General features: G+C 71.4%; 20 protein-coding genes. 4 read left to right on the top strand and 16 right to left on the bottom strand.

Annotation, left to right across the window (positions count from 1 at the left end; genetic code table 11):
* Position 1 precedes the first annotated feature (1 nt).
* The 4 genes from ACGGCP_RS12570 to ACGGCP_RS12555 form a co-directional block, all read right to left on the bottom strand.
* Positions 2-931 (bottom strand): copper transporter, encoded by a 930-nt coding sequence (locus ACGGCP_RS12570; protein ID WP_392964952.1) that lies wholly within the window; start codon positions 929-931, stop codon positions 2-4.
* Complete coding sequence (gene steA / locus ACGGCP_RS12565) at positions 928-2,115, bottom strand: putative cytokinetic ring protein SteA (protein ID WP_392965111.1); 1,188 nt, start codon at positions 2,113-2,115, stop codon at positions 928-930. The genes ACGGCP_RS12570 and steA overlap by 4 nt, the downstream gene beginning before the upstream one ends.
* 91 nt (positions 2,116-2,206) lie before the next feature.
* Positions 2,207-3,943 (bottom strand): DNA repair protein RecN, encoded by a 1,737-nt coding sequence (gene recN, locus ACGGCP_RS12560; protein WP_392964949.1) that lies wholly within the window; start codon positions 3,941-3,943, stop codon positions 2,207-2,209.
* A 47-nt stretch (positions 3,944-3,990) separates the two neighbouring features.
* Positions 3,991-4,890 (bottom strand): NAD kinase, encoded by a 900-nt coding sequence (locus ACGGCP_RS12555; protein ID WP_392964946.1) that lies wholly within the window; start codon positions 4,888-4,890, stop codon positions 3,991-3,993.
* A 221-nt stretch (positions 4,891-5,111) separates the two neighbouring features.
* Between ACGGCP_RS12555 and ACGGCP_RS12550 the strand changes: the two genes are divergently transcribed.
* Positions 5,112-6,704 carry a GMC oxidoreductase gene (locus tag ACGGCP_RS12550; protein WP_392964944.1) on the top strand — a complete coding sequence of 531 codons (1,593 nt, stop codon included), beginning with the start codon at positions 5,112-5,114 and terminating at the stop codon, positions 6,702-6,704.
* Here ACGGCP_RS12550 and ACGGCP_RS12545 read toward each other — a convergent pair.
* From ACGGCP_RS12545 to ACGGCP_RS12535, 3 genes are read right to left on the bottom strand one after another with little or no spacing between them, the layout of a single operon-like run.
* Entirely contained in the window at positions 6,701-7,489 is a 789-nt protein-coding gene (locus ACGGCP_RS12545; protein ID WP_392964941.1) for a TlyA family RNA methyltransferase, read from the bottom strand. The two genes, ACGGCP_RS12550 and ACGGCP_RS12545, sit on opposite strands and share 4 nt — an antisense overlap.
* A 33-nt stretch (positions 7,490-7,522) precedes the next feature.
* Positions 7,523-7,723: a hypothetical protein gene (locus tag ACGGCP_RS12540; protein WP_392964939.1), complete on the bottom strand. Its 201-nt coding sequence runs from the start codon at positions 7,721-7,723 to the stop codon at positions 7,523-7,525.
* Entirely contained in the window at positions 7,720-8,133 is a 414-nt protein-coding gene (locus tag ACGGCP_RS12535; RefSeq protein ID WP_392964936.1) for a hypothetical protein, read from the bottom strand. Before ACGGCP_RS12535 ends, ACGGCP_RS12540 begins: the two co-directional genes overlap by 4 nt.
* Before the next feature lie 202 nt (positions 8,134-8,335).
* On the opposite strand from ACGGCP_RS12535, the gene ACGGCP_RS12530 reads away from it, so the two are divergent.
* Together ACGGCP_RS12530 and ACGGCP_RS12525 are read left to right on the top strand one after the other, a co-directional pair.
* Positions 8,336-8,674 carry an SCP2 sterol-binding domain-containing protein gene (locus ACGGCP_RS12530; protein ID WP_392964933.1) on the top strand — a complete coding sequence of 113 codons (339 nt, stop codon included), beginning with the start codon at positions 8,336-8,338 and terminating at the stop codon, positions 8,672-8,674.
* A 191-nt stretch (positions 8,675-8,865) separates the two neighbouring features.
* A complete protein-coding gene (locus tag ACGGCP_RS12525; RefSeq protein WP_392964930.1) occupies positions 8,866-9,213 on the top strand; it encodes an SCP2 sterol-binding domain-containing protein in 348 nt (115 codons plus the stop codon).
* Between the two features lie 90 nt (positions 9,214-9,303).
* Here ACGGCP_RS12525 and ACGGCP_RS12520 read toward each other — a convergent pair whose 3' ends face one another.
* From ACGGCP_RS12520 to ACGGCP_RS12485, 8 genes are all read right to left on the bottom strand, one after another.
* A complete protein-coding gene (locus ACGGCP_RS12520; RefSeq protein WP_392964927.1) occupies positions 9,304-10,323 on the bottom strand; it encodes an HAD-IIA family hydrolase in 1,020 nt (339 codons plus the stop codon).
* A 91-nt stretch (positions 10,324-10,414) separates the two neighbouring features.
* Positions 10,415-12,730, bottom strand: coding sequence for a hypothetical protein (locus ACGGCP_RS12515; protein ID WP_392964925.1), 2,316 nt, complete (start codon positions 12,728-12,730; stop codon positions 10,415-10,417).
* Between the two features lie 49 nt (positions 12,731-12,779).
* A complete protein-coding gene (gene tyrS, locus ACGGCP_RS12510; RefSeq protein ID WP_392964923.1) occupies positions 12,780-14,036 on the bottom strand; it encodes a tyrosine--tRNA ligase in 1,257 nt (418 codons plus the stop codon).
* 65 nt (positions 14,037-14,101) lie between these two features.
* A complete protein-coding gene (locus ACGGCP_RS12505; protein WP_392964920.1) occupies positions 14,102-15,949 on the bottom strand; it encodes an RNB domain-containing ribonuclease in 1,848 nt (615 codons plus the stop codon).
* Between the two features lie 112 nt (positions 15,950-16,061).
* Positions 16,062-16,781 (bottom strand): cupin domain-containing protein, encoded by a 720-nt coding sequence (locus ACGGCP_RS12500; protein ID WP_392964917.1) that lies wholly within the window; start codon positions 16,779-16,781, stop codon positions 16,062-16,064.
* 2 nt (positions 16,782-16,783) lie between these two features.
* Positions 16,784-17,695 (bottom strand): PmoA family protein, encoded by a 912-nt coding sequence (locus tag ACGGCP_RS12495; RefSeq protein WP_392964915.1) that lies wholly within the window; start codon positions 17,693-17,695, stop codon positions 16,784-16,786.
* Between the two features lie 29 nt (positions 17,696-17,724).
* On the bottom strand, positions 17,725-18,822 hold the full coding sequence (locus tag ACGGCP_RS12490; protein WP_392964913.1) for a Gfo/Idh/MocA family protein: 1,098 nt from the start codon (positions 18,820-18,822) through the stop codon (positions 17,725-17,727).
* A gap of 55 nt (positions 18,823-18,877) precedes the next feature.
* The gene (locus ACGGCP_RS12485) at positions 18,878-21,205 is read right to left on the bottom strand and encodes a glycoside hydrolase family 3 N-terminal domain-containing protein (RefSeq protein WP_392964910.1); all 2,328 of its coding nucleotides are present in this window, start codon (positions 21,203-21,205) and stop codon (positions 18,878-18,880) included.
* A 267-nt stretch (positions 21,206-21,472) separates the two neighbouring features.
* Between ACGGCP_RS12485 and ACGGCP_RS12480 the strand changes: the two genes are divergently transcribed.
* Positions 21,473-22,492 carry a LacI family DNA-binding transcriptional regulator gene (locus ACGGCP_RS12480; protein ID WP_392964907.1) on the top strand — a complete coding sequence of 340 codons (1,020 nt, stop codon included), beginning with the start codon at positions 21,473-21,475 and terminating at the stop codon, positions 22,490-22,492.
* Here ACGGCP_RS12480 and ACGGCP_RS12475 read toward each other — a convergent pair.
* On the bottom strand, positions 22,489-23,748 hold the full coding sequence (locus ACGGCP_RS12475) for an ABC transporter substrate-binding protein (protein ID WP_392964904.1): 1,260 nt from the start codon (positions 23,746-23,748) through the stop codon (positions 22,489-22,491). The two genes, ACGGCP_RS12480 and ACGGCP_RS12475, sit on opposite strands and share 4 nt — an antisense overlap.
* Positions 23,749-23,881 lie beyond the last annotated feature (133 nt).

Below are 23,881 nucleotides of genomic sequence, written 5' to 3'. Positions count from 1 at the left end.
ACTAGGCCGCGGCGGGAAGCAGGTCTGAAGCGCCCTCCCCGGTGCCGAGGTGGTTGACGGTGTTCGTGTTGATGAAGTCGGCGAGCGCGGCGACCGCGGCGATCTGTCCCTGCAGCACGGCGACGTTGTCGACGGTCGCGACCGTCTCGGCGTCGTCGGTGCGGATCGTCTTGAGCGGGTTGCCGTCGCCGGTGTCGGTGGTGGCGGCGTAGACGGTCGGGTCGTCGGCGGCGTACTCGTTGGTGAACGCGACCATGCCCGCGTTGCGGTCGGCGGCGTCGGCGTCGGTCGAGCCGGGCCCGGCGAGGATGATGACGCCGTCGGCGACGCCCGTGGGCGGGGTCTCGACGGTGAGCATGCCGAGTTCGCTCAGGCCCGTGGTGACGGTGGTGATGTCGCCGGGGGCGATCGCCACGGTCGCGCCCGCGGCCTCGCCGGTGGTGACGGCGGCGAGCACGTAGCTCATCGCGGTCACGCCGTCGTAGGTGACGGGCGTGGTGACGGTGTCGGGGGTGGTGGTCTCGGCGAGGTCGCCGAGCTGGTCCGCGTTGGCCGGGTCGAAGTACTCGTCGAGGACGGAGATCCGGCCTGAGACGGTGGCCCCGGCGAGGCCGAGCATCTCGACGGTGCCGTCCACATAGGCGGTGTCGGCGCCGGGGAGGGCGATGACGAGGACGTTCTTCGCGGTGAGCTGCCCGGCGAGGTAGGACGGGGCGACGGCTTCGGCGAAGGCCTGGTCGTCCTCCAGGTCGTTCTCCATCTGCTCGACCTGGGAGCGCAGCTGCTCGTTGCTGTCGCGCAGGGACTGGATGTTGCTCTCGAAGGCCTCGATGGCCGGGCCGTTGAGGGCCGCGGTGCCGAGGATGAGGCCCACGGTGAGGGCGAGGAACACCGCGGTGAGGCTCACCAGGTGGTAGCGGAAGTTGATCACGAGAACAGCCTTTGGATTTGGAAGAGCAGTCCGTCCCACCAGTCGGCGATGACGTCAACGAAGGAGCGGCCGACGGTGGAGATGGCGACGGCGGTGGCCATGGCGGCGAGCCCGGAGACGATGAGCAGGAGCAGGGCGGAGATCGACATGTCCTGGCGGTAGAGGCGCGAGACGCCCTTGGCGTCGACGAGCTTGCCGCCCACGCGCAGGCGCGTGAGGAACGTGGAGGCCATGCCGCCGCGTCCCTTGTCGAGGAACTCGACCATGGTGACGTGGGTGCCGACGGCGCAGATGAGCTCGGCGCCCTTCTCGTCGGCCATGAGCATCGCGATGTCCTCGGAGGTCGCGGCGGCCGGGAACGGGATCGCGGGGACCCCGAGCTTGTCCATGCGCTCCATGCCTGGGGCGCGCCCGTCGGCGTAGGCGTGGACGACGATCTCGGCGCCGCAGCGCAGGGCGTCGTCGGAGACGGAGTCCATGTCGCCGACGATCATGTCGGGCGTGTACCCGGCTTCGAGGAGGGCGTCCGCGCCGCCGTCCACACCGACGAGCACGGGCTTGAACTCGCGGATGTAGGGGCGCAGGACGTCGATGTCCTCTTTGTAGTTGTAGCCGCGGATGACGATGAGCGCGTGGCGGCCGTTGAAGGAGGTCTTGACGTCGGGCACGCCGACGCCGTCGAGCAGGAGGTCCCGCTCGCGCTTGAGGTACTCCATCGTGTTGGCGGCGAAGGCCTCCAACTGGATCGAGAGTCCCTCCTTGGCGGCCTCCATGTCGGCGCTGACCGTCTCCTCGGTCTGCACCGCGCCTTCGGCGATGAGGTCGCCGCCGGAGAAGATCTGGCCCGCTTCGAGGTCCACCGAGACGGACTTGCCTTCGCGGACGCGGTCGAAGATCTCGTCGCCGACGCCGTCGATGAGGGCGATCCCGGCCTTGACGAGGACCTCGGGGCCGAGGTTCGGGTAGCGGCCGGAGATCGACTTGGAGGCGTTGACGACCACCGGGACGCCGGTGCCGACCAAGGTGTCGGCGGCGACCCGGTCGAGGTCGACGTGGTCGATGATGGCGATGTCGCCGGGTTCGAGACGGCCGCACAGCCGCTTGGTACGGCGGTCGAGGCGGGCGGTGCCGACCAGCCGATCGTCGGAGGGGTCGCCCTCCGGGTTCCGCCCGGGCAAACGCAAGCTAGGTACACGCATCGTGCATCATCATGCCATCCGATCACACGCGCCGAAGCGACGGCACGCCGCAACGACCCGCACTCGCGGATCGTTGCTACGACTTCATCTTCGCAGCCTCTGCCAGGAGTTCCTCGGCGTGGGCCACGCCCAGGTGGGAGTCGGGCATGCCGGCGAGCATGCGAGCAAGCTCACGCGCCCGCGCCGCGTCGTCGACCACGCGCACGCCGGAGACCGTGACGGCCCCCGAGGTGTCCTTCGAGACCACCAGGTGGCGGTCGGCGAAGGCCGCGACCTGCGGCAGGTGGGTGACGACGAGGACCTGGTGGCGGCGGGCGAGTTTGGCGAGGCATCGGCCGATCTCGATCGCCGCGCCGCCGCCGACACCGGCGTCGACCTCGTCGAACACGAGGACGGGCGGGCCGCCGATCTCGGCGAAGACCACTTCGATCGCGAGCATGACGCGGGACAGCTCGCCGCCCGAGGCGCCCTTGTGCAGGGCGGCCGGGAGCGAGCCCGGGTGCGGGCGCAGCAGCAGCTCGACCTCGTCGGCACCGTCCTCGGTGGCCCCGGAGATCGCGGCGTCGACGGCGAGGTCGACCCCGCCGCGTCCGGCCGGGCGCGGCTCGACCGAGGCCGTGACCTCGGCGTGCGGCATGGCGAGGCCCTTGAGCTCGGTCGAGACCGCCGCGGAGAACCGCTCGGCGGCCGCGCGGCGCGAGGCCCGCAGCTGCGCGGCGAGCTCGGCGGCCCGCGCGGTCAGTTCCGCGTGCTGGGACTCCAGTTCGGCGACGCGCTCGTCCGAGACGTCGAGCTCGCCGAGCCGCTTCTGGGCGTTCTCGGCCCACGCGAGCACGCCGGGGAGGTCCTCGGCGTACTTGCGGAACAGGGTCTTCATGGCCGCCTGGCGCTGGTAGATCTCCTCCAGGCGCTGCGGGTCGGCCGAGAGGTCGTCGAGGTACGCGGAGAGGTCCACGGCCGCTTCGGCGAGCAGCGCGCCGGCTTCGGCGAGGCGCTCGGCGAACTCGGCGAGCTTGGGGTCGGCGTGGGCGTCGTGCTCCAGGGCGCGCGCGGCGGCGCCGACGGTGTCGGTCGCACCGCCTTCGCCGGTGGCCGGGTCGCCGGTGATCGCGCCGTACGCGGTGGCGGCGGCCAGGCGCAGGGCCTCGGCGTTCTCCAGGCGGCGGGCCTCTTCGGCGAGTTCGGCGTCCTCGCCCTCCTGGGGGTCGACGGCGGTGATCTCGTCGAGGCCCAGACGCAGCATGTCGGCCTCGCGGGCCATCTCGCGGGCGCTGGTGCGCAGGCGCGAGAGCTCGGCGGCGCACGCGCCCAGCTCGTGGAAGACGGCGCGGTAGGCGTCGAGGACCTTGCCGTGGTCGGCCCCGGCGAACCGGTCGAGCGCGGCCCGCTGCTCGGCGGCGTTGAGCAGCCGCATCTGGTCCGACTGGCCGTGCACCGAGATCGCCAGCTCGCCCAGTTCGGACAGCACGCCGACGGGCGCGGCGCGGCCGCCGACCCAGGCCTTCGAGCGGCCCTCGGACGACACCGAGCGGGCGAGCAGCAGCTCGCCGTCCTCGAGGTCGGCACCGGCCTCGATGGCGCGTTCACGCAGCTCGAGAGCGCGCTCGCCTACGGCGAAGCGGCCCTCCACAAGGGTCTTTTCCGCACCGAGGGGGGCACGGGAGGCACGACCGCCGAACAGCAGCCCCAGACCGGCGACGACCATGGTCTTACCGGCGCCGGTCTCACCGGTGATGCAGGTCAGGCCGGAATCGAGCGGCAAGGTGGCGTCAGCGATCACGCCCAGATTCTGGATGCGAAGCTCCTCCAACACGCTTCGAAGCCTAGCCGGTCGGTCTGACAATCGGCGCCCGAGCGGCCTTAGATGCGGCCGTGACGCCAACCGTCAACGGGCAGAGAGAGTTTCGACACCAGGCGGGAGGCGAAGGGCTGACCGGACATGCGCACCAGGCGCACCGGGCGCTCCGAGCGGCGGATCGTGACCGTCGAGCCGCTCGTGAGGCGGGTCAGCTCCTTGCCGTCGGCGATGAGCGCGCCCTCGGTGCCCGTGGACTCCACGCCGATGCGGATCAGCGATGAGGAGTGGACCACCATCGGCTTGGCGAACAGGGCGTGGGCGTTCATGGGGACGACCACGAGGGCGTCCACATCGGGCCACACGACCGGGCCGCCCGCCGACATCGCGTGCGCGGTCGAGCCGGTCGGGGACGCGACCACGACGCCGTCGGAGCCGTAGCGGGCGATGCGGGTGCCGTCGATCTCGATGTACAGCTCCAGCATCCGCGCGGGCTCGGCCTTCTCCACGGCGATGTCGTTGAAGGCCCACGAGACGTGGTCCTCGCCGTCGGTGCCCATGGCCTCGACCGCCAGCGCGGTCCGCTCCTCGACGGTGTACTCGCCGGCGAGGAGGCGCGAGACGACGGTCTCGAGCTCGCCGGTCTCGGCCTCGGCGAGGAAGCCGACCTTGCCGAAGTTGACGCCGAGCAGGGGGACGTCGGCGCTCGCGGCCTTCTTGGCGGCGCGCAGGACCGTGCCGTCGCCGCCGAGGGCGAGGACGAGGTCGGCGGTGTGGCCGGTGACCTCGCCGCCGACGAGGAGCGCGTCGGGGCGCTGGAGGGACTGGGTCGCGCCGGAGCAGACCTTCACCTCGACGCCCTCGGCCCGCAGGGCGGCGGCGAGCTTGGCCGCGAGCTCGGCGACGTCCTCGCGGAGCGGGTGCGTGACCACCAGGACACGGCTCGGCTTCTGCTGCGGCTCCACTGCGCTCCTACTCAGACGGTTTCAGGGCCTCGAACTGTACTCCAGGCGGCCTCACCGGGCGTATCGGTGAGCATACCGAGGATAGCGCTTGCAGCGGGCGGTTCGGCGCGAATGCCCAGCGTCCGGCTTCCCTTGCGGGGCAGGCTCCTCTGAGGTCTGGCCTGGTGTGATCCCTTGCGGCACAATGTGTCCCCAACACCACCGGAAACGAAGGAGACCCCATGGCCACCCGCAGACAGCTCTTCGGCTATTCCGCGCTCACGGCGGCGGCAGCGGCCGGACTCACCACGGTCGGCCCGCGGGCCGCCGCCGCGAACGGCGCGCACGTCCCCGCGATCGTCATCGGCTCCGGCTACGGCGCGGCCGTCTCGGCCCTGCGCCTCGGCGAGGCCGGGATCGAGACCACCGTCCTGGAGATGGGCCGCCTCTGGAACGAACCGGGCGAGGACGGCAACGTGTTCTGCACGATGACCGCGCCCGACGAGCGCAGCATGTGGTTCAAGCGCCGCACCGAGGCGCCGCTGTCGACGCTGCTCTGGCTCGACGTCGTCAACCGGAACATCGACCCGTACCCGGGCGTGCTCGACCGCGTCAACTACGCGGACATGTCCGTCTACGTCGGACGCGGCGTCGGCGGCGGCTCACTCGTCAACGGCGGCATGGCGGTCGTCCCCCGCCGCGACTACTTCGAGGAGGTCCTGCCCGGGGTCGACGCGGCCGCGATGTACGACCGGTACTTCCCGCTCGCGCAGGCCGAACTCCAGGTCAACACCATCGACCCCGGGTTCTACGAGAAGACCGAGTACTACCGGTTCAGCCGCGTGGCCGCCGCCCAGGCCGAGGCGGCCGGGCTCAAGACGGTGTTCGTCCCCGACGTGTACGACTTCGACTACATGGAGCGGGAGGCCGCCGGGACCGCCGAGAAGTCCGCGCTCGGCGGCGAGGTCATCTACGGCAACAACCACGGCAAGATGAGCCTCGACAAGACCTACCTGGCGTCGGCGCTCGCCACCGGGAAGGTGACGATCGCCGCGCGCCACCAGGTGACCGCGATCGAGGTCGACGCCGACGGGAACTACGTGCTCCACGTCGAGCACCGGGACGACGCGGACGAGCTGGTCGAGGCCAAGCGGCTCACGTGCCGCCACCTGTTCCTCGGCGCGGGGAGCCTCGGGACGACCGAGCTGCTGCTGCGGGCCCGCGACACCGGCGCGCTGCCGGACCTGGACGCGGCGGTCGGCGCGGGCTGGGGCCCGAACGGGAACGTCATGACCGCCCGTGCGAACCACCTGTGGAACCCCACGGGCCTCAAGCAGTCGACGATCCCCGTGATGGGCATCGACGACTGGGACAACCCCGAGGCCCGGGTCTTCGCCGAGCTCGCGCCGCTCCCGGCCGGGATCGAGACGTGGATCAGCCTGTACCTGGCGATCACCGACAACCCCGAGCGCGGGCACTTCACGTACGACGCGGCCGCCGACAGGGCGGTGCTCAACTGGAGCCTCGAGCAGGCGCAGCCGGGCGTCCGGGCGGCGAAGTCGATGTTCGACAGGATCAACAAGAAGCACGGCACGTCGTACCGGTACGACCTGTTCGGCGACGACCGGGCCTTCGCGGACGACTTCTGCTACCACCCGCTGGGCGGCTGCGTCCTCGGCGAGGCCACCGACGCGTACGGGCGGCTCAACGGCTACGAGCGGCTGTACGCCACCGACTCCTCGCTCATCCCCGGCTCGATCGGCGTCAACCCGCTCGTGACGATCACGGCGCTCGCCGAGCGCAACCTGGAGGCGATCCTCGCCGCGGACTTCTAAGCCGGGACGCCGCAGGCCGCGTCGACGCCGGCGCGGCCGATCGGTTCGCCTTCGGTGACCATGCGGCAGAAGAACTCCACGTTCCCCTTCGGGCCGGGCAGCGGGCTCGCGGCCACCGCGGTGGTGGTCCAGCCGAGCTGTCCGGCCTTCGCGATGACCCCCCACACGGCTTCGGCGCGCTGGGCGGGGTCGCCGACGACCCCGCCCGCGCCGACCTGGCCCTTGCCGACCTCGAACTGCGGCTTGACCATCGGCAGCATCATGCCGCTCGGTTTCGTGCACGCGGCGAGCGCCGGCAGGACGAGTTCGAGCGAGATGAACGACAGGTCCCCCACCGTGAGGTCGACCGGGCCGCCGAGCTGCTCGGGGGTGAGGTGGCGGACGTTGGTGCGGTCGTGGACGACGACGCGGTCGTCGGTCTGGAGCTTCCACGCGAGCTGGCCGTAGCCGACGTCGACGGCGAGCACTTCGGCCGCGCCGCGCCGCAGCAGGACGTCGGTGAACCCGCCCGTGGAGGCCCCGGCGTCGAGGACGCGCAGGCCCTTCGGGTCGACGTCGAAGGCGTCGAGCGCGCCGATGAGCTTGTGGGCGCCGCGGGAGACGTAGTCGTCCACGTCGCCGACGAGGCGGATGGAGTCGTCGCCGGTGACGCTGGTGGCGGGTTTCGTGGCGGGGATGCCGCGCAGGTGGATGCGGCCCGCCGCGATGAGTTCGCGGGCGTGCTCGCGGGAGCGGGCGATCTTGCGGCGCACGAGTTCGGCGTCGAGTCGGTAGCGCGTCGGCATGGCGCGGTGTCGGTGCTTTCTAGTTCTGGCGGGTCAGGCGTCGTCGACGTTGCTGAGGATCTCGGAGAGGCGCTGCTGGACGCCCTCGAAGACCTGCACGTGCTCGGTGACGGGCAGGTCGGGCAGGGCCTCGAGGCGGCCGAGGGCCTCCTCGACCTCCATCTCCACGTCCTCGGTGTCGGCCGAGGGCTTCAGGCGGTCGGCCAGGGCCCCCGGGCTCGGCATGTCGGTCATGCGTCCTCTTCCTCGTCGTCGATCGGCTCCATGGTCGCGGCGGGGGCGGCGGGAGTGGGTTCGGCGGCGGGGGTCGCGGAGGCGCGCTTCTCGGCGGCGTTCGCGCGGGCCTCGGCTTCGGCGAGGCGGATGCGGAGGTCGCGGATCTGCTCCTCGGAGTGCTCGAGGCGCAGGTTGAGGTCGTCGAGGTCGGCCTGGGTGGCGACGCCGAAGCGGTTCAGGTTGGCGTCGAACTCGGCGCGGAGGAAGTTCCCGATGTCGGAGGCGGTGCGGTTGCCGTGCTCGCGCACCTGCTCGGTGCCCGAGCGCAGGTCGCTGCGGACCTTCCCGGCGAACTCGCGGGCGCGGCGGGCGGGTTCGCCGGCCATGCCGAGGAATGAGTCGAAGTAGGCGCGGGCGTTGTCGGTCATGGTGGTCCCACTCCCTTCAGGGTCTGCCGAGACCGCGGGTTGGCGTCCCCGCCTCGGTGAGGCTCGCGAGCCGTAGTCTGGCTCTGGCGTCAACGGTACTGCCAAGCTACCGGCACACGGCCGTGCCCGCATGGTCGTACTGGCCGGTAACATTCTGACGGGGCGCACCGCCGCGCCCGCGCCGATCGAAACAGGAGGGCCCATGGCCACCATCGACGAATGCCGGACCGCACTCGAGCAGTTCGCGGAGAACCTCGCCTCGAACCCGAAGTCGGTGCGCAAGCTCCAGGGCTTCCAGCGCTCCCTCGCCGCCGACATCACCGACCTCGGAGTGTCGTTCAACGGCAAGTTCGACCAGGGCAAGCTGTCCGGCATCACCGACGGCGACAACCCCGACGCGGAGATCCGCATGATCGTCTCCTCGGACAACCTGCTCGCGCTCGTCGCCGGGGAGCTCGACTTCATGAAGGCCTTCACCGGAGGCCAGGTCAAGCTCAAGGCGAACATGATGGACCTCATGAAACTCCGCGGCGTGCTCTAAGGCGACCGCTTGGGCCGCTTGCACATCGTACGGACGTAGGGTGCGCGGGCGCGGGCCGTGAGGCCCGTCCCGCGCCTACCGTGTTCCACAGGGTCAAATGCGTCCCGGTCGGACGCAACGGCATTCGGGCCACGTTGTAATCTCTCGGCAGTCGAGCGCTTCGAGCTCAAGAACTAATCCGGGAGGACCGTATGGCCACTGTTGACGAATGCCGCAATGTGCTGGAGAAGATGGCGGGCAAGGTCGCCCGGAAGTCCGACGAGCTGGAGCTCGAAGAGGGCTTCGAGCGCACGCTGGCCGTTGAGATCACCGACCTGGGCCAGGCCTTCAGCGCCAAGCTCGCCGGCAACAAGCTGACCGACCTGCTCGACGGCGACGCCGCCGACGCCGAGGTCCGGATCCTCATCAGCTCCGACGACCTGATCGCGCTGTCGAAGAAGGAGCTCAAGCCCGCCAAGGCCATCCTCACCGGCAAGATCAAGATCAAGGCCTCCGTGAAGGACCTCGCCAAGCTGCGCAAGGCCCTCAAGGTCGACTAGAGCACTGAGACGCTGCGCCCCAAGGGCACGGCACTCGCAAAGAAAACGAAGCCCGGACTGCGGCAGTCCGGGCTTCTCGCTTGTCCGCGGTCAGTCCGCGAGGACCTTCTGCGCGGCGTCGCCGGACCCGACGAGCGGGAACGGCATTCCGTTGTGGTGCCAGGAGAACTCGCACATCGCGCGCCAGGCGTCGAGCGGATCGCCGGAGCCGCCGAGCAGGAGCGAGCCCTGCTCGAGCTTCACCGACCAGCCGCCGCACTGCACCGCTTCGCCGTCCTCGACCCATTGCGGCTCAGCGTGAGTCTCGGTCAGCGCGCCGAGGCTCCACCCGAGGTACGTCGGCCGCTGCTCGGGCGGCAGCGTGAGCGCCATGCGCGGCGACGCGACGCCGGTGAACACCAGGAGCGAATCGAGCCCGGCCCGGTTGGCCCCTTCGATGTCGGAGTCGGGCCGATCGCCGACCATGATCGCCCGGCCGCCGGGCTTGCGCGCCAACGCGGCCTGGTAGATCGCCTGCTCGGGCTTGCCTGCCGTGAAGTGCGGCCCGTGGCCGAGCGCGGTCGCGACCGCCTGCACCATCGCGCCCATGCCGGGCAGCGGCCCGTCCGAGGTCGGCAGGGTCGCGTCGAGGTTCGCGACGGCCCAGTAGGCGCCGTTGCGGACCGCGATCGTCGCGTCGGCGAGCAGACGCCAGGTGGCCTCAGGGAAGAGGCCGAACGCGACGCCCGCGGCGGCCTTCGGGTCCTCGACCGGTTCGAGCCCCGCTTCGGCCACGACGGCCCGCAGCGCGGGAGAGCCGTGCACGAAGACCTTGCCGCCCTTGCCCAGCCGCGACACCAGCTCCGCGGCGAGGACCTGCCCGGTGGTGATCACCTGGGACGCCTCGGCCGGGATCCCCATGCCGCGCATGGACTCCGCGACCACCTCGGTGGAGCGGGACGCGTTGTTGGTGACGAACACGGGCTCGCAGCCGAAGCCCGGCAGGGCCGTGATCGTCGGCGCCGACTCGGGGATCGCGTTGTGCAAGAGGTAGACGACGCCGTCGAGGTCGAGCAGCGCCTGGTCGTAGGCGCTCGCGAGCGGCGCGGCCGTGCCTTTCAGCCGGGTCATCCGGACTCCTTCATGTCGGGGGCGACACGACGCCTCCGCCCGGAGAGGCGGAGGCGTTGCGGAAACGGCCCCTTGCGGGGCCGTTCACTGCTTACTTCGACTCGGGGTTCGACTTCTCCTCGGGCCGCGCCTCGCGCGGGGCCTCGGGCTCGCCGTCCTCGTCTTCCTCTTCGTCTTCGTCTTCGAGGTCGTCCTCGTCGAGGTCGTCGTCTTCATCGTCTTCGTCGTCGAGGTCTTCGTCATCCTCGTCGTCGAATTCGTCGTCGTCGTCCTCGTAGTCGTCCTCGTCATCGAGGTCGTCGTCGGAGTCCTCGTCCTCGTCGTCTTCGTCGTCGAGGTCGTCTTCGTCGTCCTCGAATTCGTCGTCGTCTTCGAACTCGTCGTCCTCGTCGTACTCCTCGACGACGATGCCCTCGAGCTCCAGCAGCCGCTCGGCGGCGCCGGTCTCGCCGGTCTCGTCGGCGGCGACCGCCTTCGAGAGCCATTCGCGGGCTTCGTCTTCGCGGCCGTCGGCCAGCAGGCCCTCGGCGTACGCGTAGCGGAGGCGGGCGACCCACGGCTCGGTCTTCGGCGAGTTGAGCCCGCCGACCTTCAGCATCGCGGTCGCGGCCTCGCCCATGCCCATGTCGCGGCGGGCGCCGGACGCGACGATCAGCAGCTCGACCCGCACCTCGGGGTCGACGCTCTCGTCGCCGCCGAACTCGCGGTAGAGGTCGATCGCGCGCTCGGGGTGCCCCAGGGCGCGCTCGCAGTCGGCGATGAGCGCCACGTGGTCGTGCGTGCCGCCCAAGCGCTGCGCGGCGCGCAGTTCGTTGACGGCCAGCTGCCACTCCTCGGCGCCGTACGCGGCCACACCGGTGACCTCGCGGACCACGGCCACGCGGGACGCCTTGCGGCGGGCGTAGCGGGCCTGCTCGAGAGCGCCTTCGACATCGTCCTCGGCGAGGAGCGCGGCGGCGGCGATGAGCCGGTTGCCGACGGCCTCGGCGAGCTGCTTGTTCAAGCTGCGCAGCCCGGCCTTGGTCTCCTTGTCGAGCTGGTCGTAGCCGTACTCGACGCCTTCGGGCAGGTCGGGGGCCTCGTCGGACTCGCCCATGCGGATCGGGCCCTCGTGGCCGGCCTCGCGCTCCTCGAGCGGACGCAGGTTGTCGCGGCCCCGGCGCTCGCGGCCGTCACGGCCCAGGCGGTCGTCGCCCCGGTCGTCGCGGCGCGGGCCCCGGTCGTCACGACGCGGACGGTCGTCACGGTCGAAGCGGCGCGGGCCGCCCCGGTCGTCACGGCGGGGACCGCGGTCGTCGCGGTTCTCGAAGCGGCGGGGACGGTCGTCGTCGCGACGCGGCCGGTCATCGCGGTTGCCCTCGAAGCGACGGGGACCACGGTCGTCACGGTCGAAACCGCCACGCCCGCCACGGTCATCGTCGCGGCGCGGGCCGCGGTCGCCGCCCTCGAAGCGGCGCGGGCCGCGGTCGTCGCGGTTGAAGCCGCCACCGCGGTTGTCGCCGTCGCGGCGCGGGCCGCGGTCGCCGTCGAAGCGACGCGGGCCGCGGTCATCGCGGTTGAACCCGCCGCGGTTGTCGCGGTCGCCCTCGAAACGGCGCGGGCCCTGGCCTTCACGGTTCTCGAACCGGCGGGGCCGGTCGTCGCCGTCGCGACGCGGGCGGTCCTCGCGGTTGCCTTCGTAGCGACGGGGACCACGGTCGTCGCGGTTGAAACCGCCGCCGCCGCGGTTGTAGCCGCCACGGCTGTCGCCGTCGCGGCGCGGGCCGCGGTCGTCACGGTTGTAGCCGCCGCTGCGCGGCCGGTCGTCACGGTTGAAACCGCCACCGCGGTTGTCGCGGTTGTAACCACCACGGTCGCGGTCGCCGCCTTCGAAACGGCGGGGACGGTCGTCGCCGTCGCGGCGCGGACCGCGGTCATCGCGGTTGTACCCGCCGCTGCGCGGACGGTCATCGCGGTTGAAGCCGCCACGCCCGCCACGGTCGTCGCGGTTGTAGCCGCCGCCGCGGTTGTCGCGGTTGTAGCCACCGCGGCTGTCGCCGTCGCGGCGCGGGCCGCGGTCGTCACGGTTGTACCCGCCGCTGCGCGGACGGTCGTCGCGGTTGTAGCCGCCGCCGCGGTTGTCGCGGTTGTAACCGCCACGGCTGTCGCCGTCGCGGCGCGGGCCGCGGTCGTCGCGGTTGTAGCCACCGCGGTTGTCGCCGTCGCGGCGAGGACGGTCGTCCCGGTCCTCGTAGCGCCGCGGGCGGTCGTCGCGGCCTTCGCTGCGGCCGTAGCCGCCCCGGCTTCCCCGGTCGTCGCGGTTGTACCCGCCTCGCCCGGAACGGTCGCCGTAGCCGCCGCCCTCGCGACGGCCGTAGCCGCCTCGTCGGTCATCTCCACCCTTGCGGGCGCGGCCGTCTTCAGCCACTCGATTCTCCCCCTCTATTCACCGCGACAAAACCAACCAAGTGTATGCCTCAGCCGACGACCTCGAACCCGGCGACGGTCTTCTTGCCGCGCCGGATCACTCCGTACCGCCCGTAAAGCAGGTCAGACGGGTCGATAACGGCCGCAGGATCACTCACACGGACGTTGTTCAAGTAGGCCCCGCCCTCCTTCGCGGCGCGGCGGGCCTCGCCCAGGCTCGCGACGACACCGGACTCCTTCATGGCCTCGGCCACGGTGACGTCCGGCTTCGTGAACTCGGCCAGGCCGGCCTCGACGAGCGCGGCGCGCAGCGTCGGCTCGGGCAGTTCGGCCAGCTCGCCGCGGCCGAACAGGGCCTGCGAGGCGGCCACGACGTGCGCGGTCTCCTCGGCGCCGTGCAGCAGCGTCGTCAGCTCCTCCGCGAGGGCCTTCTGCGCGAGGCGCGCGGCGGGCTTCTCGACGGTGGCCCGCTCGAGCTCCTCGATCTCCTCGTGGGACTTGAAGGAGAAGTACTTGAGGTAGCGCACCACGTCGGCGTCGCCGGAGTTCACCCAGAACTGGTAGAACGCGTACGGGCTGGTCAGCTCGGGGTCGAGCCAGACCGCGCCGCCCTCGGTCTTGCCGAACTTCGTGCCGTCGGCCTTGGTCACCAGCGGGGTCACGAACGCGTGGACGTGCTCGGCGGCCCTGCGGCGCACGAAGTCCACACCCGCGGTGATGTTGCCCCACTGGTCCGACCCTCCGAACTGGACGGTGCAGCCGTGGCGGCGGAACAGCTCGTAGAAGTCGTTGGACTGCAGCAGCTGGTAGGAGAACTCGGTGAAGGAGATGCCGGATTCGAGGCGGGCCTTCACGACCTCGCGGGCGAGCATCTTCGAGATCGGGAAGTGCTTGCCGACGTCGCGCAGGAACTCCACGACGCCCATCTCGCTGGTCCAGTCGAGGTTGTTGACCGGGATCGCGCCGTTCTCGCCGTCGTAGGTGACGAACGGGGCCAGCTGCGCGCGGATCTTCTCGACCCAGCCCGCGACGACCTCGGGCGGGTTGATGCTGCGCTCCCCCGCTTCCTTCGGGTCGCCGATCTGGCCCGTCGCGCCGCCGACGAGCAACAGCGGCTTCAGCCCGGCCTGTTGGAGGCGGCGGGCGGTGATGACCTGCATGAGGTGGCCGACGTGCAGGCTGACCGCGGTCGGGTCGAAGCCCACATAGAAGGTCACCGGGCCCGCGTCGATGTGCTCGCGGAGAGCATCGGTGCCGGTGGAGTCCTGGAGGAGGCCGCGCCATGCGAAGTCGTCGAGAATATGCACGCGTTCATTGTGCCCTAGCGGGCGAAACGCTTTTCGCGCTCCGGGAGCGGGCGTGACCCGCGCCGTCAGGCCTCCGCGCGGCGGCCCGCTTCGCCGAGCGCGAGCGCGGTCTCGATGTGGACGCGCAGCTCAAGGGCCGCGTTGGTCTTCGCGACCTGCTTGGTCGGGCCCTTGCCTTCGGCGGCGACGTGCTCCTCGGAGGCCGGCATCCAGCCTTCGGCGCGGCACGTGAAGGTCCGCTCGTGCGAGGGACCGTCGACCGAGAAGTCCCACGTGAGCGGCTTGACGACGCCGCGGGCGGCGTAGATCTGGACCGCCTCGGCGGGGTTCACCGAAGCGTCGACGAGCAGTCGCTTCGGGCCCTCGACGCGCGGCTTGGCGGCCGCGTCGGTCGACGGGTCGGGCAGACCGGCGAGCTGGGCGACGAGCGCCAGCGCGGCCTGGTTGCGGGCTTCCTTCTTGTTGCGCTGCAGGCGTTTCGGTGAGTCGACCTGTTCGCCGTTGTAGCGGATGGAGACCTGAGCGGAGAACAGCGGGCCTTCGAAGGCGGGCTCGTCCTCGACGGTCCAGAGGACGTTCGTCTCGTTGCTGACGGGGCCGCCGAGGCGGTCCTGGAGGTAGACGTTGACGATCGACTGGGCCTGCTGCGGCTCGTCGGCGAGGAGCCGGTTCATGCGCTCGCGCAGCGGCTCGAACTCGCCGCGCCCGTAGAGGTAGACGGAGGCGAACTCGCGGAGCTGGAGCTCGCGGGCGGCGAGGCGGCGGGCGGTGTCCTCGGCGAGCCCGGCGGGGGTCTCGCCGCGTTCGACGGCGAACTGGAGGACGCGGGCGTACTGCTTGTAGGGCAGGGCGGTGAAGTCGGCGGCCTCGGCGTGCCGGGCGGTCTGCTCGTGGGCCTTCTGCTTGAAGTACTCGGCCTTGGCGCGGCGTTCCTCCTCGACGCGTTCGTTGACGTGCGCGGCGATCGCGTCGAGTTCCTCGGCCGGGTAGGGGCTGGGGCGCCCGAGGGCGGCGGCGAGCAGGATGCGCTGGACGACGAGGTCGGGGTAGCGGCGGATGGGGCTGGTGGCGTGCGTGTACGCGGGCAGCTGGAGGCCGTGGTGGCCGTGGACGGTGGGGCCGTAGGTGGCGGCGCGGGCGACCATGCGCATGCGGGTGCGGAGCATCTCGAAGGCGGTGCCGTCGCCGGACGCGGCGATCGACTCGAGTTCGGCGCGCAGCTCGGCGGGGTCGCCGGCGACGGCGGCGAGGCGGTGGTTGCGGAAGAGGATCGGCAGGTCCTCGCGGACGGCCCACGCGGCGATCTGCGCGTTGGCGGCGATCATGAACTCCTGCACGATGATGTACCCGGAGTTGCGCTCGGCGCTGTCGAGGCGGACGAGCTGGCCCTCCTCGTTGGTGGCGAAGCCGGAGAGGAGGTCGTAGAACGCGAGGGCGCCCGCGTTGCGGCGGGCGGCGAGCATGGTCTGGGCGAAGCGCAGGGCGAGCGCGAGGGTGCCGTGGAGGGGGTGGGCGGGGTCGTTCGCGGCGGTGGCGGCCTCGCCGTGGGTGAGGATCCAGGACGTGGTGAGGCGGCCGGGGCCGAGGTCGGCGGAGAGGATCTGCCCGGCGTGGTCGAGTCGCAGGTGGACGGCGAAGGTGTCGTTGTCGCGGCCGGGTTCGAGGGAGGCTGCTTCGACGACGGGCGCGGGGAGCATGTGCCTGGTGTGCTCGGGCCGGTACTTGGTGTGGACGCGGCGGCGGGCCTCGGTGTCGGCGCGGCCGCCGGTGGTGACGTGGTCGGCGACCCGGGCGATGTGGACCCAGACGTCGAAGCCGTCGTCGTGGGGTTCGATCCAGATGGCATCGTCGCGGTCCACGGTGGTCGCGGCGTCGATCATGATCCCGGTCTCGGCTGGGTTGTGGTCGGCCAACTGCGCTCCTTCGAAGTCCAGCAGCAATGGTAACCGCAGCCACACACTGAGAGAGTGGACGGCGCGGGTCGGGAGTTCGCCATGGGAACTCCCGGCCCGCGCCGCGCCAGTGTCAGGGACGCAGGTCCCAGGTCTCCAGGCGTCCGCACATGCCCCACTTGGCGGCGGGGTCCCCGGCGTCGGCGACGTGGGCGTCGCACAGGTGGGCCGGGTCGGCTTTCGCGAGGGCGTCCAGGTGGGCGCCCGTGGCGTCGGCCTGCGCCTTGGGCCCGTCGGCCCAGAGCTTGCGCCAGGTCTCGGTGCGGGACGAGACGAGGTTCGCCGCTGCGTCCCACAGGGGTCGCATGGCGGCCGGGCCCTCGGTCTCGACGCGTTCGCGCAGGGCGAGGTAGCCGTCGATCGCGAGGTCCCGGCGGGCCCTGGTGGCCTCGCCGCGTTCGGTCTCGTTCAGGCCCTCCGCGGCCGGTGCCGTCGCGGCGGCGCGGTACGCCTCCGGGTCGGCGAGGACCGCGTCGGGGAAGGTGAACACGGCGTCCCCGGCCTCGGGGATGCCCGCGTTCTGCATGACGACGACGAGCTGGAGGTCGCCGGAGCCGTTGACCAGGCGGTGGACCGTCCCGGGGGTGAACCACAGGACGGTCCCTCGCGCGAGGTCGTGGCGCTGGTAGCCGTTCCCCGAGAGCGTCTCGACCGCTCCGGTGCCGCCGGTGACGACGTAGCCCTCGGTGGAGGCGGTGTGCAGGTGCGGGCTGCCGCCCGCCTGGCCGTCCGCGGTGGGCCAGTCGTACACGGTGACGAGGGAGACGGCGGTGCCGCCGGGGAAGCCGCTCATCGCTACCCCAGCCGGGCCAGTTCTGCGGCGGCCAGTTCGGCGGCCTTGGCGGCCCCGTCGATCCCGGTGTCGCCGTTGCAGATCGCGACGGCGTGGCGGAGGGTGACGGTGTCGCCGGGCGCCATCGGCAGCTCGGTGTCGAAGAACGGCGCGGGGCAGACCGCGGCGAACGGGGTGGTGCGGACGAACCACTTGACGGGCGCGCCGGGGTTCTCCGCGTGGTCGGTGAAGACCAGCGTGGAGGAGGCGTCGACGGAGTCGTGCGCGCCGCGGAAGGCCATCCAGTCCCCGCGCACGCCCATGAGCTCGTCGCCGCCTTCGCCGTCGGCGGTGTAGACGCGGCCCTCGGTGAAGGAGCGCGGCCCGCGCCAGAAGAAGCCGCCGTAGCCGGCGTTGTCGCGACCCTCGGTGGTGGGGCTGCCCATGACGACCGTGTCCCGCGTGTCGTTGGTGAACGCGGTCGAGAAGGAGAGCACCCACTGGTCGTCCGAGAGCAGGGTGACCGCGAAGGCCCGCTGCTCGGAGAAGAAGTGGCGGCCGTCCTCGGTGATCCAGTCGAGGGTCTCCGCGACGCGCACGCCGTGCTCGTTCGCGGTGAGCTCGGTGAACTCCTTGTGGGCCATGGTGCCGTCGTTCTTCTCGTCGACGTAGCCCTGGTCGCGGCGGAAGGTGCGCCCGCCCCAGAAGTTCTCTGGGCCCGCGTTCGGCAGCGAGAGGGCGATGCCCTTGTGCCACACGTGGTCGTGCGGGCGGTACAGGCTGACCTGGTGCCCGGCGAGGTCGTGCAGCGGCTCGAAGTAGGGCCGCGGGGACTCGAACTGGTCGTTGTCGGGGCGGTACACGTACCGCAGGATCTCCAGGTCGCCCTTGGTGATCGAGAGGGCGGTGCCGTCGTCGGCGAGTTGCAGCGTCATCGGTGTTCTCTCCAGTCGGTTCTCTGCGGTCACTTGCGGTCGGGCCAGGGTGCGCCGGATCCGTCCATGCGCTGGTAGAACGGCGAGGTCGGGTCGATCTCCCCGGCGCGGACGCGCTTGCCGGTGAACGCGGAGGCGTAGATCGCGGCGAGGAGCTCGAGGGTGCGGCGGGCGTCGTCGACGGTGACCGGCGGGGCGGTCTTGCCGTCGAGGGCGTCGGCGATGCGCAGGAACTGGGCGTAGTGGCCTGAGGACTTGCCGCGGGGCTCGCCCGCCCAGGCGCGGTTGACCTCGTCGGCGGCCGACTCGATCGGGTGGATCGACCAGTTGTCGTCGCCGTAGCCGTAGAGGTGGTCGAGTTCGACGGTGGCGTTGTCGAAGTCGAGCCGGATCTGCGAGACCTCGCGGGGGCTGAGCAGCGAGTTCGTGATGACCACGGACGCACCGGACTCGAGGGTGACGATCGCGTGAGAGACGTCCTCGGTGTTGGTGATGCGGCGGTGGCGGTGCGCGGTGGCGACCACCTCGGACCAGGGCCCGACGAGGGACAGGAGCGTGTCGATCTGGTGGATGCCGTGGCCCATGGTGGGGCCGCCGCCCTCGGTCTCCCAGCGGCCGCGCCACTCGACGGCGAAGTACTCCTCGGGGCGGTACCAGAGGGTGTCGCACTTGGCGACGGCGAGGCGTCCGAGGACGCCGGAGGCGGTCATGTCGCGGACGCGCTCGGCCGCGGAGCCGAAGCGGTGCTGGGAGATGAGCGCGAAGTCGGCGGTGGAGGCGGCCGCGGCGGCCGCGATCCGGTCGAACTCCTCCAGGCTCAGCGCCGGGGGCTTCTCGCAGATGACGCCGACGCCCGCTTCGAGGGCGGCGATGGCGCCGGGCGCGTGGGCCACGGGCGGGGTGCAGAGGTCGACGAGGTCGAGGGTCTCGGCGGCGAGCAGCGCTTCGATCGAGGCGTAGCCGCGCTCGACGTCGAACTTCGCCTTGAACGCCTCGAGGCGGTCGGCGTCGGGGTCGACGGCCGCGACCAGTTCGATGCGGCCCTTGCAGTGTTCGCGCAGCTGCTCGGCGTGCAGGTGGGCGATGCCGCCGGTGCCGACGACGGCGAGGCGGTAGGGGGAGGACACAGTGGACTCCTTCGTCACAACGGTTGTGTAAGCGTTTTCCAGCGTCTTGTCGATACTAGCCGACGACGGTCTTCGAAGTGACCTGGGTCGCCAGGGCGCGCGTGCCCGGCTCCAGGCGGCGGCTGCCGGTCACCTCGACGTTCAGCGAGGCCACGGTGTCCGCGGCCGAGCGGGCCAGGCGCAGTTCGAGCGCCCCGGCCTCGACGGTCCACGCGCCGTCGACGCCGACGAACGCGGCGAGGTCGACGGGCATGGCGAAGCGGGCCTCGCGGGCCTCTCCGGGGGCCAGGTCGAGCCGCGCGAAGCCGACGAGGCGCTGCACGGGCCGGACCGCGGAGGCGACCGGGTCGTGGAGGTAGAGCTGCACGACCTCGGTGCCGTGGCGCTCGCCGGTGTTGCGCACGCGCACCGCGACCTCGACCGTCCCTTCCGGGCCGACCTCGGCGCCGGACACCAGTTCCGGTTCCTCCCACGCGAACTCGGTGTAGGAGCGGCCGTAGCCGAAGACGTAGCGGGCCGTCGGGTCCACCGACGAGACCGACGAGCGGCGCGCCAGCTCGGGCGCGAGGTAGGTCGCGGGCGGCGAGTCCGGGCGCGCGGGGACGCCGACGGGGAGGCGGCCCTCGGGCTCGGCCGCGCCGGTGAGCACCGCGCTGATCGCGCTCGCGCCCTCCTGGCCGGGCAGGAACGCCTGCACGATCGCGGCGGCCCGCTCGGGGGCGGTGCCGAGCGCGTACGGGCGGCCGGAGATGACGACGACGACCGTGGGCGTGCCCGAGTCGAGCACCGCTTCGAGCAGTTCGGCCTGGCGGCCCGGCAGCGCGTGCGACGGCGCGTCGCAGCCTTCGCCGGAGGTCCCGCGGCCGAACAGGCCGGAGCGGTCGCCGACAGCGACGATCGCGAGGTCGGCCGAGGCGGCGGCGTTCGCGGCCGCGCTGATCTCGGTGTCGGTCGCGTCCAGGACCGAGCCCGCGGCCAGGTGCTCGACGACCGCGCCCGGCAGGTCTGCGGCGAGCCGGTCGAGGACCGTGCTGATCGCGACGCCCATGTCCACGTGCGGGTAGGGGTCGTCCGAGTCGATCGACGCGGCGTCGTTGCGGCCGTGGTGGTTCGGGAAGGCGTAGCAGCCGAGCATGACGGCCTTGTCGTCCGCGACCGGCCCGAGGAGCGCGACGCGGCCCAGGTCGGCGCGCAGCGGCAGCGTGCCGTCGTTCTCCAGGAGCACGATCGACTTGCGGGCGACCTCGGCGGCCAGCGCGCGGGCGCTCGGCGGGTTCAGGTCGATCTCGGCGGCGGGCTCGGGGAGCTCGTCGAGCAGGCCGAGGTGGATCTTCTGGGTGAGGACGCGTTCGACGGCGCGGTCGACCACGCCTTCGTCGATGCGTCCGGCGGCGACGGCGGCCTGGAGGGGCCCGCCGTAGCAGTCGACGCCGGGGAGCTCCACGTCGACGCCGCCCGCGAGTCCGAGGACGGCGGCCTCGGACTTGTCGGCGGCGACGCTGTGGAGGGAGTTGAGGAAGTTGACGCCGAAGTAGTCGGAGACGACGGTGCCGTCGAAGCCCCATTCGTCGCGCAGGACCGTCTGCAGGAGTTCGGGGTTGGCGTGCGAGGCGATGCCGTCGTTGGCGGCGTAGGAGGGCATCACGGACCCGGCGCGGCCGATGCGGACGGCCATCTCGAAGGGGGTCAGGTAGGTCTCGGCGAACTGCCTGGGGCCCATGTAGACCGGGCCGAAGTTGCGGGCGGCGTGGGAGGCGGAGTACCCGGCGAAGTGCTTGAGGGTGGCGATGATGCCGGAGTCCTGGAGGCCCGCGACGTAGGCGGTCGCGAGGGTGCCGGTGAGGTAGGGGTCCTCGCCCATGGTCTCCTCGGTGCGTCCCCAGCGGGAGTCGGCGACGACGTCGAGGACGGGCGCGAGGCCCTGGTGGACGCCGACGCCGCGCATGGTGACGCCGATCTGCTGGGCCATCGCGCCGATGAGGTCGGGGTCGAAGGTCGCGCCCCAGGCGAGTGCCGTGGGGAAGATGGTCGCGCCGTGGGCCATGAAGCCGGTGAGGCATTCCTCGTGGGCGAGGGCGGCGATGCCGAAGCGGCTGTTGGCGCGGATGCGCCGCTGGAAGGCGGCGAGGTTCGCGGCGCCTTCGGCGGCGGGGACGGGGGCGGATCCGAAGGGGCGGGTGATCTGGCCGAGTCCGTGGGCGGTGGGGTCGCCGCCGTCGTCGTTGCCGCCCGCCTGCTCGCTCTGGTGCGGGGCCATGTCGCCGGCGTCCGCGTCGACGCCGAGCCAGAGGCTGTACAGCTGCGCGCACTTCTCCTCAAGCGTCATGCGCTTGACCAGACTTGCGGCCCGTTCGGTCGCCTCGGCGGGGGTGTCGGTGTCCATGCTGCTCCACTCAAGCGGCCCTGGAGGTTGAACTGCTAGCTCCGGGGCCGATAGTTTCTGAAACTTTTCTGATCGTTTTCGATACAGGTTTGCACACCATAACATTGATGACGGGGTACTTCTAGGCTTGATTTCATCGTGGGATGCGTTTGCCCAGGCCGCTTGATCGAGCAAAGTTCTCGAAAGTTTCGGGTGGAATCCGGGAGCCCAGAGGCGCCGCTATAAGATGTCGGCACTACGGTTGGGCAGGAACGACCAGGAGGACCCTTGAGCGAAGACGAACACGGCCGGATCACCATCCGCGCCATCGCGGACGAGGCCGGCGTCAGCGTGCCGACGGTCTCGCGCGTCATCAACGGCCGCTCGGACGTCGCCCCCGAGACGCGCAAGCGCGTCGAGGAGCTGCTGAACGAGCGCGGCTACCAGCGCCGCCGCTCCACGCGCGCGCCCAGCCGCGCCCGCCTGGTCGACCTGGTCTTCAACGAGCTGGACAGCCCCTGGGCCGTGGAGATCATCCGCGGCGTCGAAGACGCCGCGCACGCGGCCGGGGTGGGCACCGTGGTCTCGGCGGTCCACCGCCGCCGCGCCTCGACCGAGCAGTGGCTGGACAACCTCCGCACGCGCGCCTCGGACGGCGTGATCCTGGTCGTCTCGCAGCTCGCGTCGCCGATCCTGGAGCAGCTGCGGCACCTGGGCGTCCCGATGGTCGTGCTCGACCCCTCGGGCGGCCCGACGATGGACGCCCCGGCGATCGGGGCCACGAACTGGGCGGGCGGCCTGGCCGCGACCGAGCACCTGATCTCCTTGGGCCACACCCGTATCGGCTTCATCCACGGCCCGAAGCAGGTCTTGTGCTCGCGGGCGCGCTTCGACGGCTACCGCGCCGCCCTCGACGCGGCGGGCATCGCGTACGACCCGGCGCTGATCTACGACGGCGACTTCTACCACCAGTCCGGCTTCGACGCCGCCGCCGCGCTCCTGCGCCTGCCCGAGCCGCCGACCGCGATCTTCGCGTCCTCCGACCAGATGGCCTTCGGCGCGTACGAGGCGATCCGCCAGCAGGGCCTGCGCATCCCCGAGCACGTCAGCGTCATCGGCTTCGACGACCTGCCCGAGTCGCGCTGGTGCAGCCCGCCGCTCACGACGATCCGCCAGCCCCTGGCCGAGATGGGCGCCCTCGCCGCCCGCACGGTCCTGGAGATGGCCGCGGGCAACGACATCGACTCCCCGCGCCTCGAGCTCGCGACCGAGCTCGTCGTCCGCGAGTCGACCGCGCCGCTGAACTAGCCCTGCGGGATGCCGAGGTGCTCCAGCGGCACCGGCGCGGCGTCGACCTCGACCACCTCGGCCACGTCCACGCGGTAGGTCGTGCCCTCGTAGCTCTGGACGCCGTCGCTGATCGTGGCGATGCCGACGGTCTGGTACCCGGCGTGGTTGCTGTCGCTGTAGCCCAGCGGGACGATGCCGTTGCCCTGCAGCTCGCCCGATTCGACCGCGGCGATGAGCGACTCGCGCGTCGGCTCGTCCCCCGCGGCGGCCAGGGCCTCGGCGAACAGGTAGCCGACGCTCATCCCGAACACCGTGTTCGCGGTGAACGGCGCGCCGTCGTTGTACTCGTCGTTGATCTCCCTGAACAGGACGTTCCACTCGCTGTCGGCGTTGAACGGCAGGTAGTTGACGCTGACCATGCCCTCGAGCAGGGCCGGGCCCGCCTCGCCGAGGTACTCCAGGAGCGTCGGGTAGTCCGCGCCCGAGGAGGAGACGTACCACTGCGGGAACCAGTCGGCCTGCGCGGCGGTGGCCATCGCCATGGCGGTGAACCCGTTGATGGTGCCGAGGATGTTGACCTCGCATCCGGCGGCCATGAGCGCGCCGATCTGGCTGTTCAGGTCCTCGTCTGAGGACGCGTAGGTCTGGACCTCGGTGATCTCGTTGCTCTCCACGATGATCTCGACGCCTTCGAGGATGCCTTCGCCGTAGTCGTCGTCCTGGCCGAGGACGCAGACCGTGGCGTCCGGCTCCCGGTCGACCGCGTACTGGGCCAGCGCGGCGCCCTCGGTGACGTACTCGGCGTTGAAGCCGAAGGTGTTGGGGTAGATGTCCGGCTGGTTCCACACGCGCGAGCCCGAGGAGATGAACAGGTCGGGCACGCCCTCGTCGTCGACGTAGTCGAGGACCGAGGAGTGCGTGGGGGTGCCGAGGCCGTTGACGATGGCGAGCACGTCGTCCTGCTCGACGAGCTCGGTGACGGCGGTCTGGGTGGCGACCGGGTCGTACGCGTCGTCCTTGACGAGGTACTCGATGCTGCGGCCGTTGATGCCGCCGTTCGCATTCACGTACTCGAAGTACGCCAGGGTCGCCGCCGAGACGGCCGCGTACCCGGCCGCCGCGGGCCCGGTCAGCGGCTGGTGTGTGCCGATCGTCACCGTCGTCTCGGTGACGCCGGGGGTCGGCGCCTCCTCGGGTTCGGAGCACGCCACGAGGGCGATCGACGCCGTCGCGGCGAGTGCTGCGAGCGCCGACGTTGTTGCGGGGGAACGCATTCCGATCACCTCAAGGTGTATTCGCTACCGATGGGTCACTTACTGGCGAGTAAGTAAAGGTCGAAGCGAAATCGTATGCGCTTTTGTCGATTTTCGGGGTCCGGCGTTCGGCCGGATATCAGATCGGCCGTTC

The sequence above is a fragment of the Glycomyces sp. NPDC048151 genome (assembly GCF_043202775.1).
In the GTDB taxonomy this organism is placed as follows: domain Bacteria; phylum Actinomycetota; class Actinomycetes; order Mycobacteriales; family Micromonosporaceae; genus Glycomyces.
Note: the sequence above shows the minus strand (reverse complement) of the source record. Positions and strands in the feature narration are given on the sequence as shown.

What these genes read in the sequence shown, in the direction of transcription:
- ACGGCP_RS12550 (WP_392964944.1), top strand. Translation starts at nt 5,112, where the DNA reads ATGGCCACCCGCAGACAGCTCTTCGGCTATTCCGCGCTCACGGCGGCG.
- ACGGCP_RS12545 (WP_392964941.1), bottom strand. Translation starts at nt 7,489, where the DNA reads ATGCCGACGCGCTACCGACTCGACGCCGAACTCGTGCGCCGCAAGATC.
- ACGGCP_RS12540 (WP_392964939.1), bottom strand. Translation starts at nt 7,723, where the DNA reads ATGACCGACATGCCGAGCCCGGGGGCCCTGGCCGACCGCCTGAAGCCC.
- ACGGCP_RS12535 (WP_392964936.1), bottom strand. Translation starts at nt 8,133, where the DNA reads ATGACCGACAACGCCCGCGCCTACTTCGACTCATTCCTCGGCATGGCC.
- ACGGCP_RS12530 (WP_392964933.1), top strand. Translation starts at nt 8,336, where the DNA reads ATGGCCACCATCGACGAATGCCGGACCGCACTCGAGCAGTTCGCGGAG.
- ACGGCP_RS12525 (WP_392964930.1), top strand. Translation starts at nt 8,866, where the DNA reads ATGGCCACTGTTGACGAATGCCGCAATGTGCTGGAGAAGATGGCGGGC.
- ACGGCP_RS12520 (WP_392964927.1), bottom strand. Translation starts at nt 10,323, where the DNA reads ATGACCCGGCTGAAAGGCACGGCCGCGCCGCTCGCGAGCGCCTACGAC.
- ACGGCP_RS12500 (WP_392964917.1), bottom strand. Translation starts at nt 16,781, where the DNA reads ATGAGCGGCTTCCCCGGCGGCACCGCCGTCTCCCTCGTCACCGTGTAC.
- ACGGCP_RS12495 (WP_392964915.1), bottom strand. Translation starts at nt 17,695, where the DNA reads ATGACGCTGCAACTCGCCGACGACGGCACCGCCCTCTCGATCACCAAG.
- ACGGCP_RS12485 (WP_392964910.1), bottom strand. Translation starts at nt 21,205, where the DNA reads ATGGACACCGACACCCCCGCCGAGGCGACCGAACGGGCCGCAAGTCTG.
- ACGGCP_RS12475 (WP_392964904.1), bottom strand. Translation starts at nt 23,748, where the DNA reads ATGCGTTCCCCCGCAACAACGTCGGCGCTCGCAGCACTCGCCGCGACG.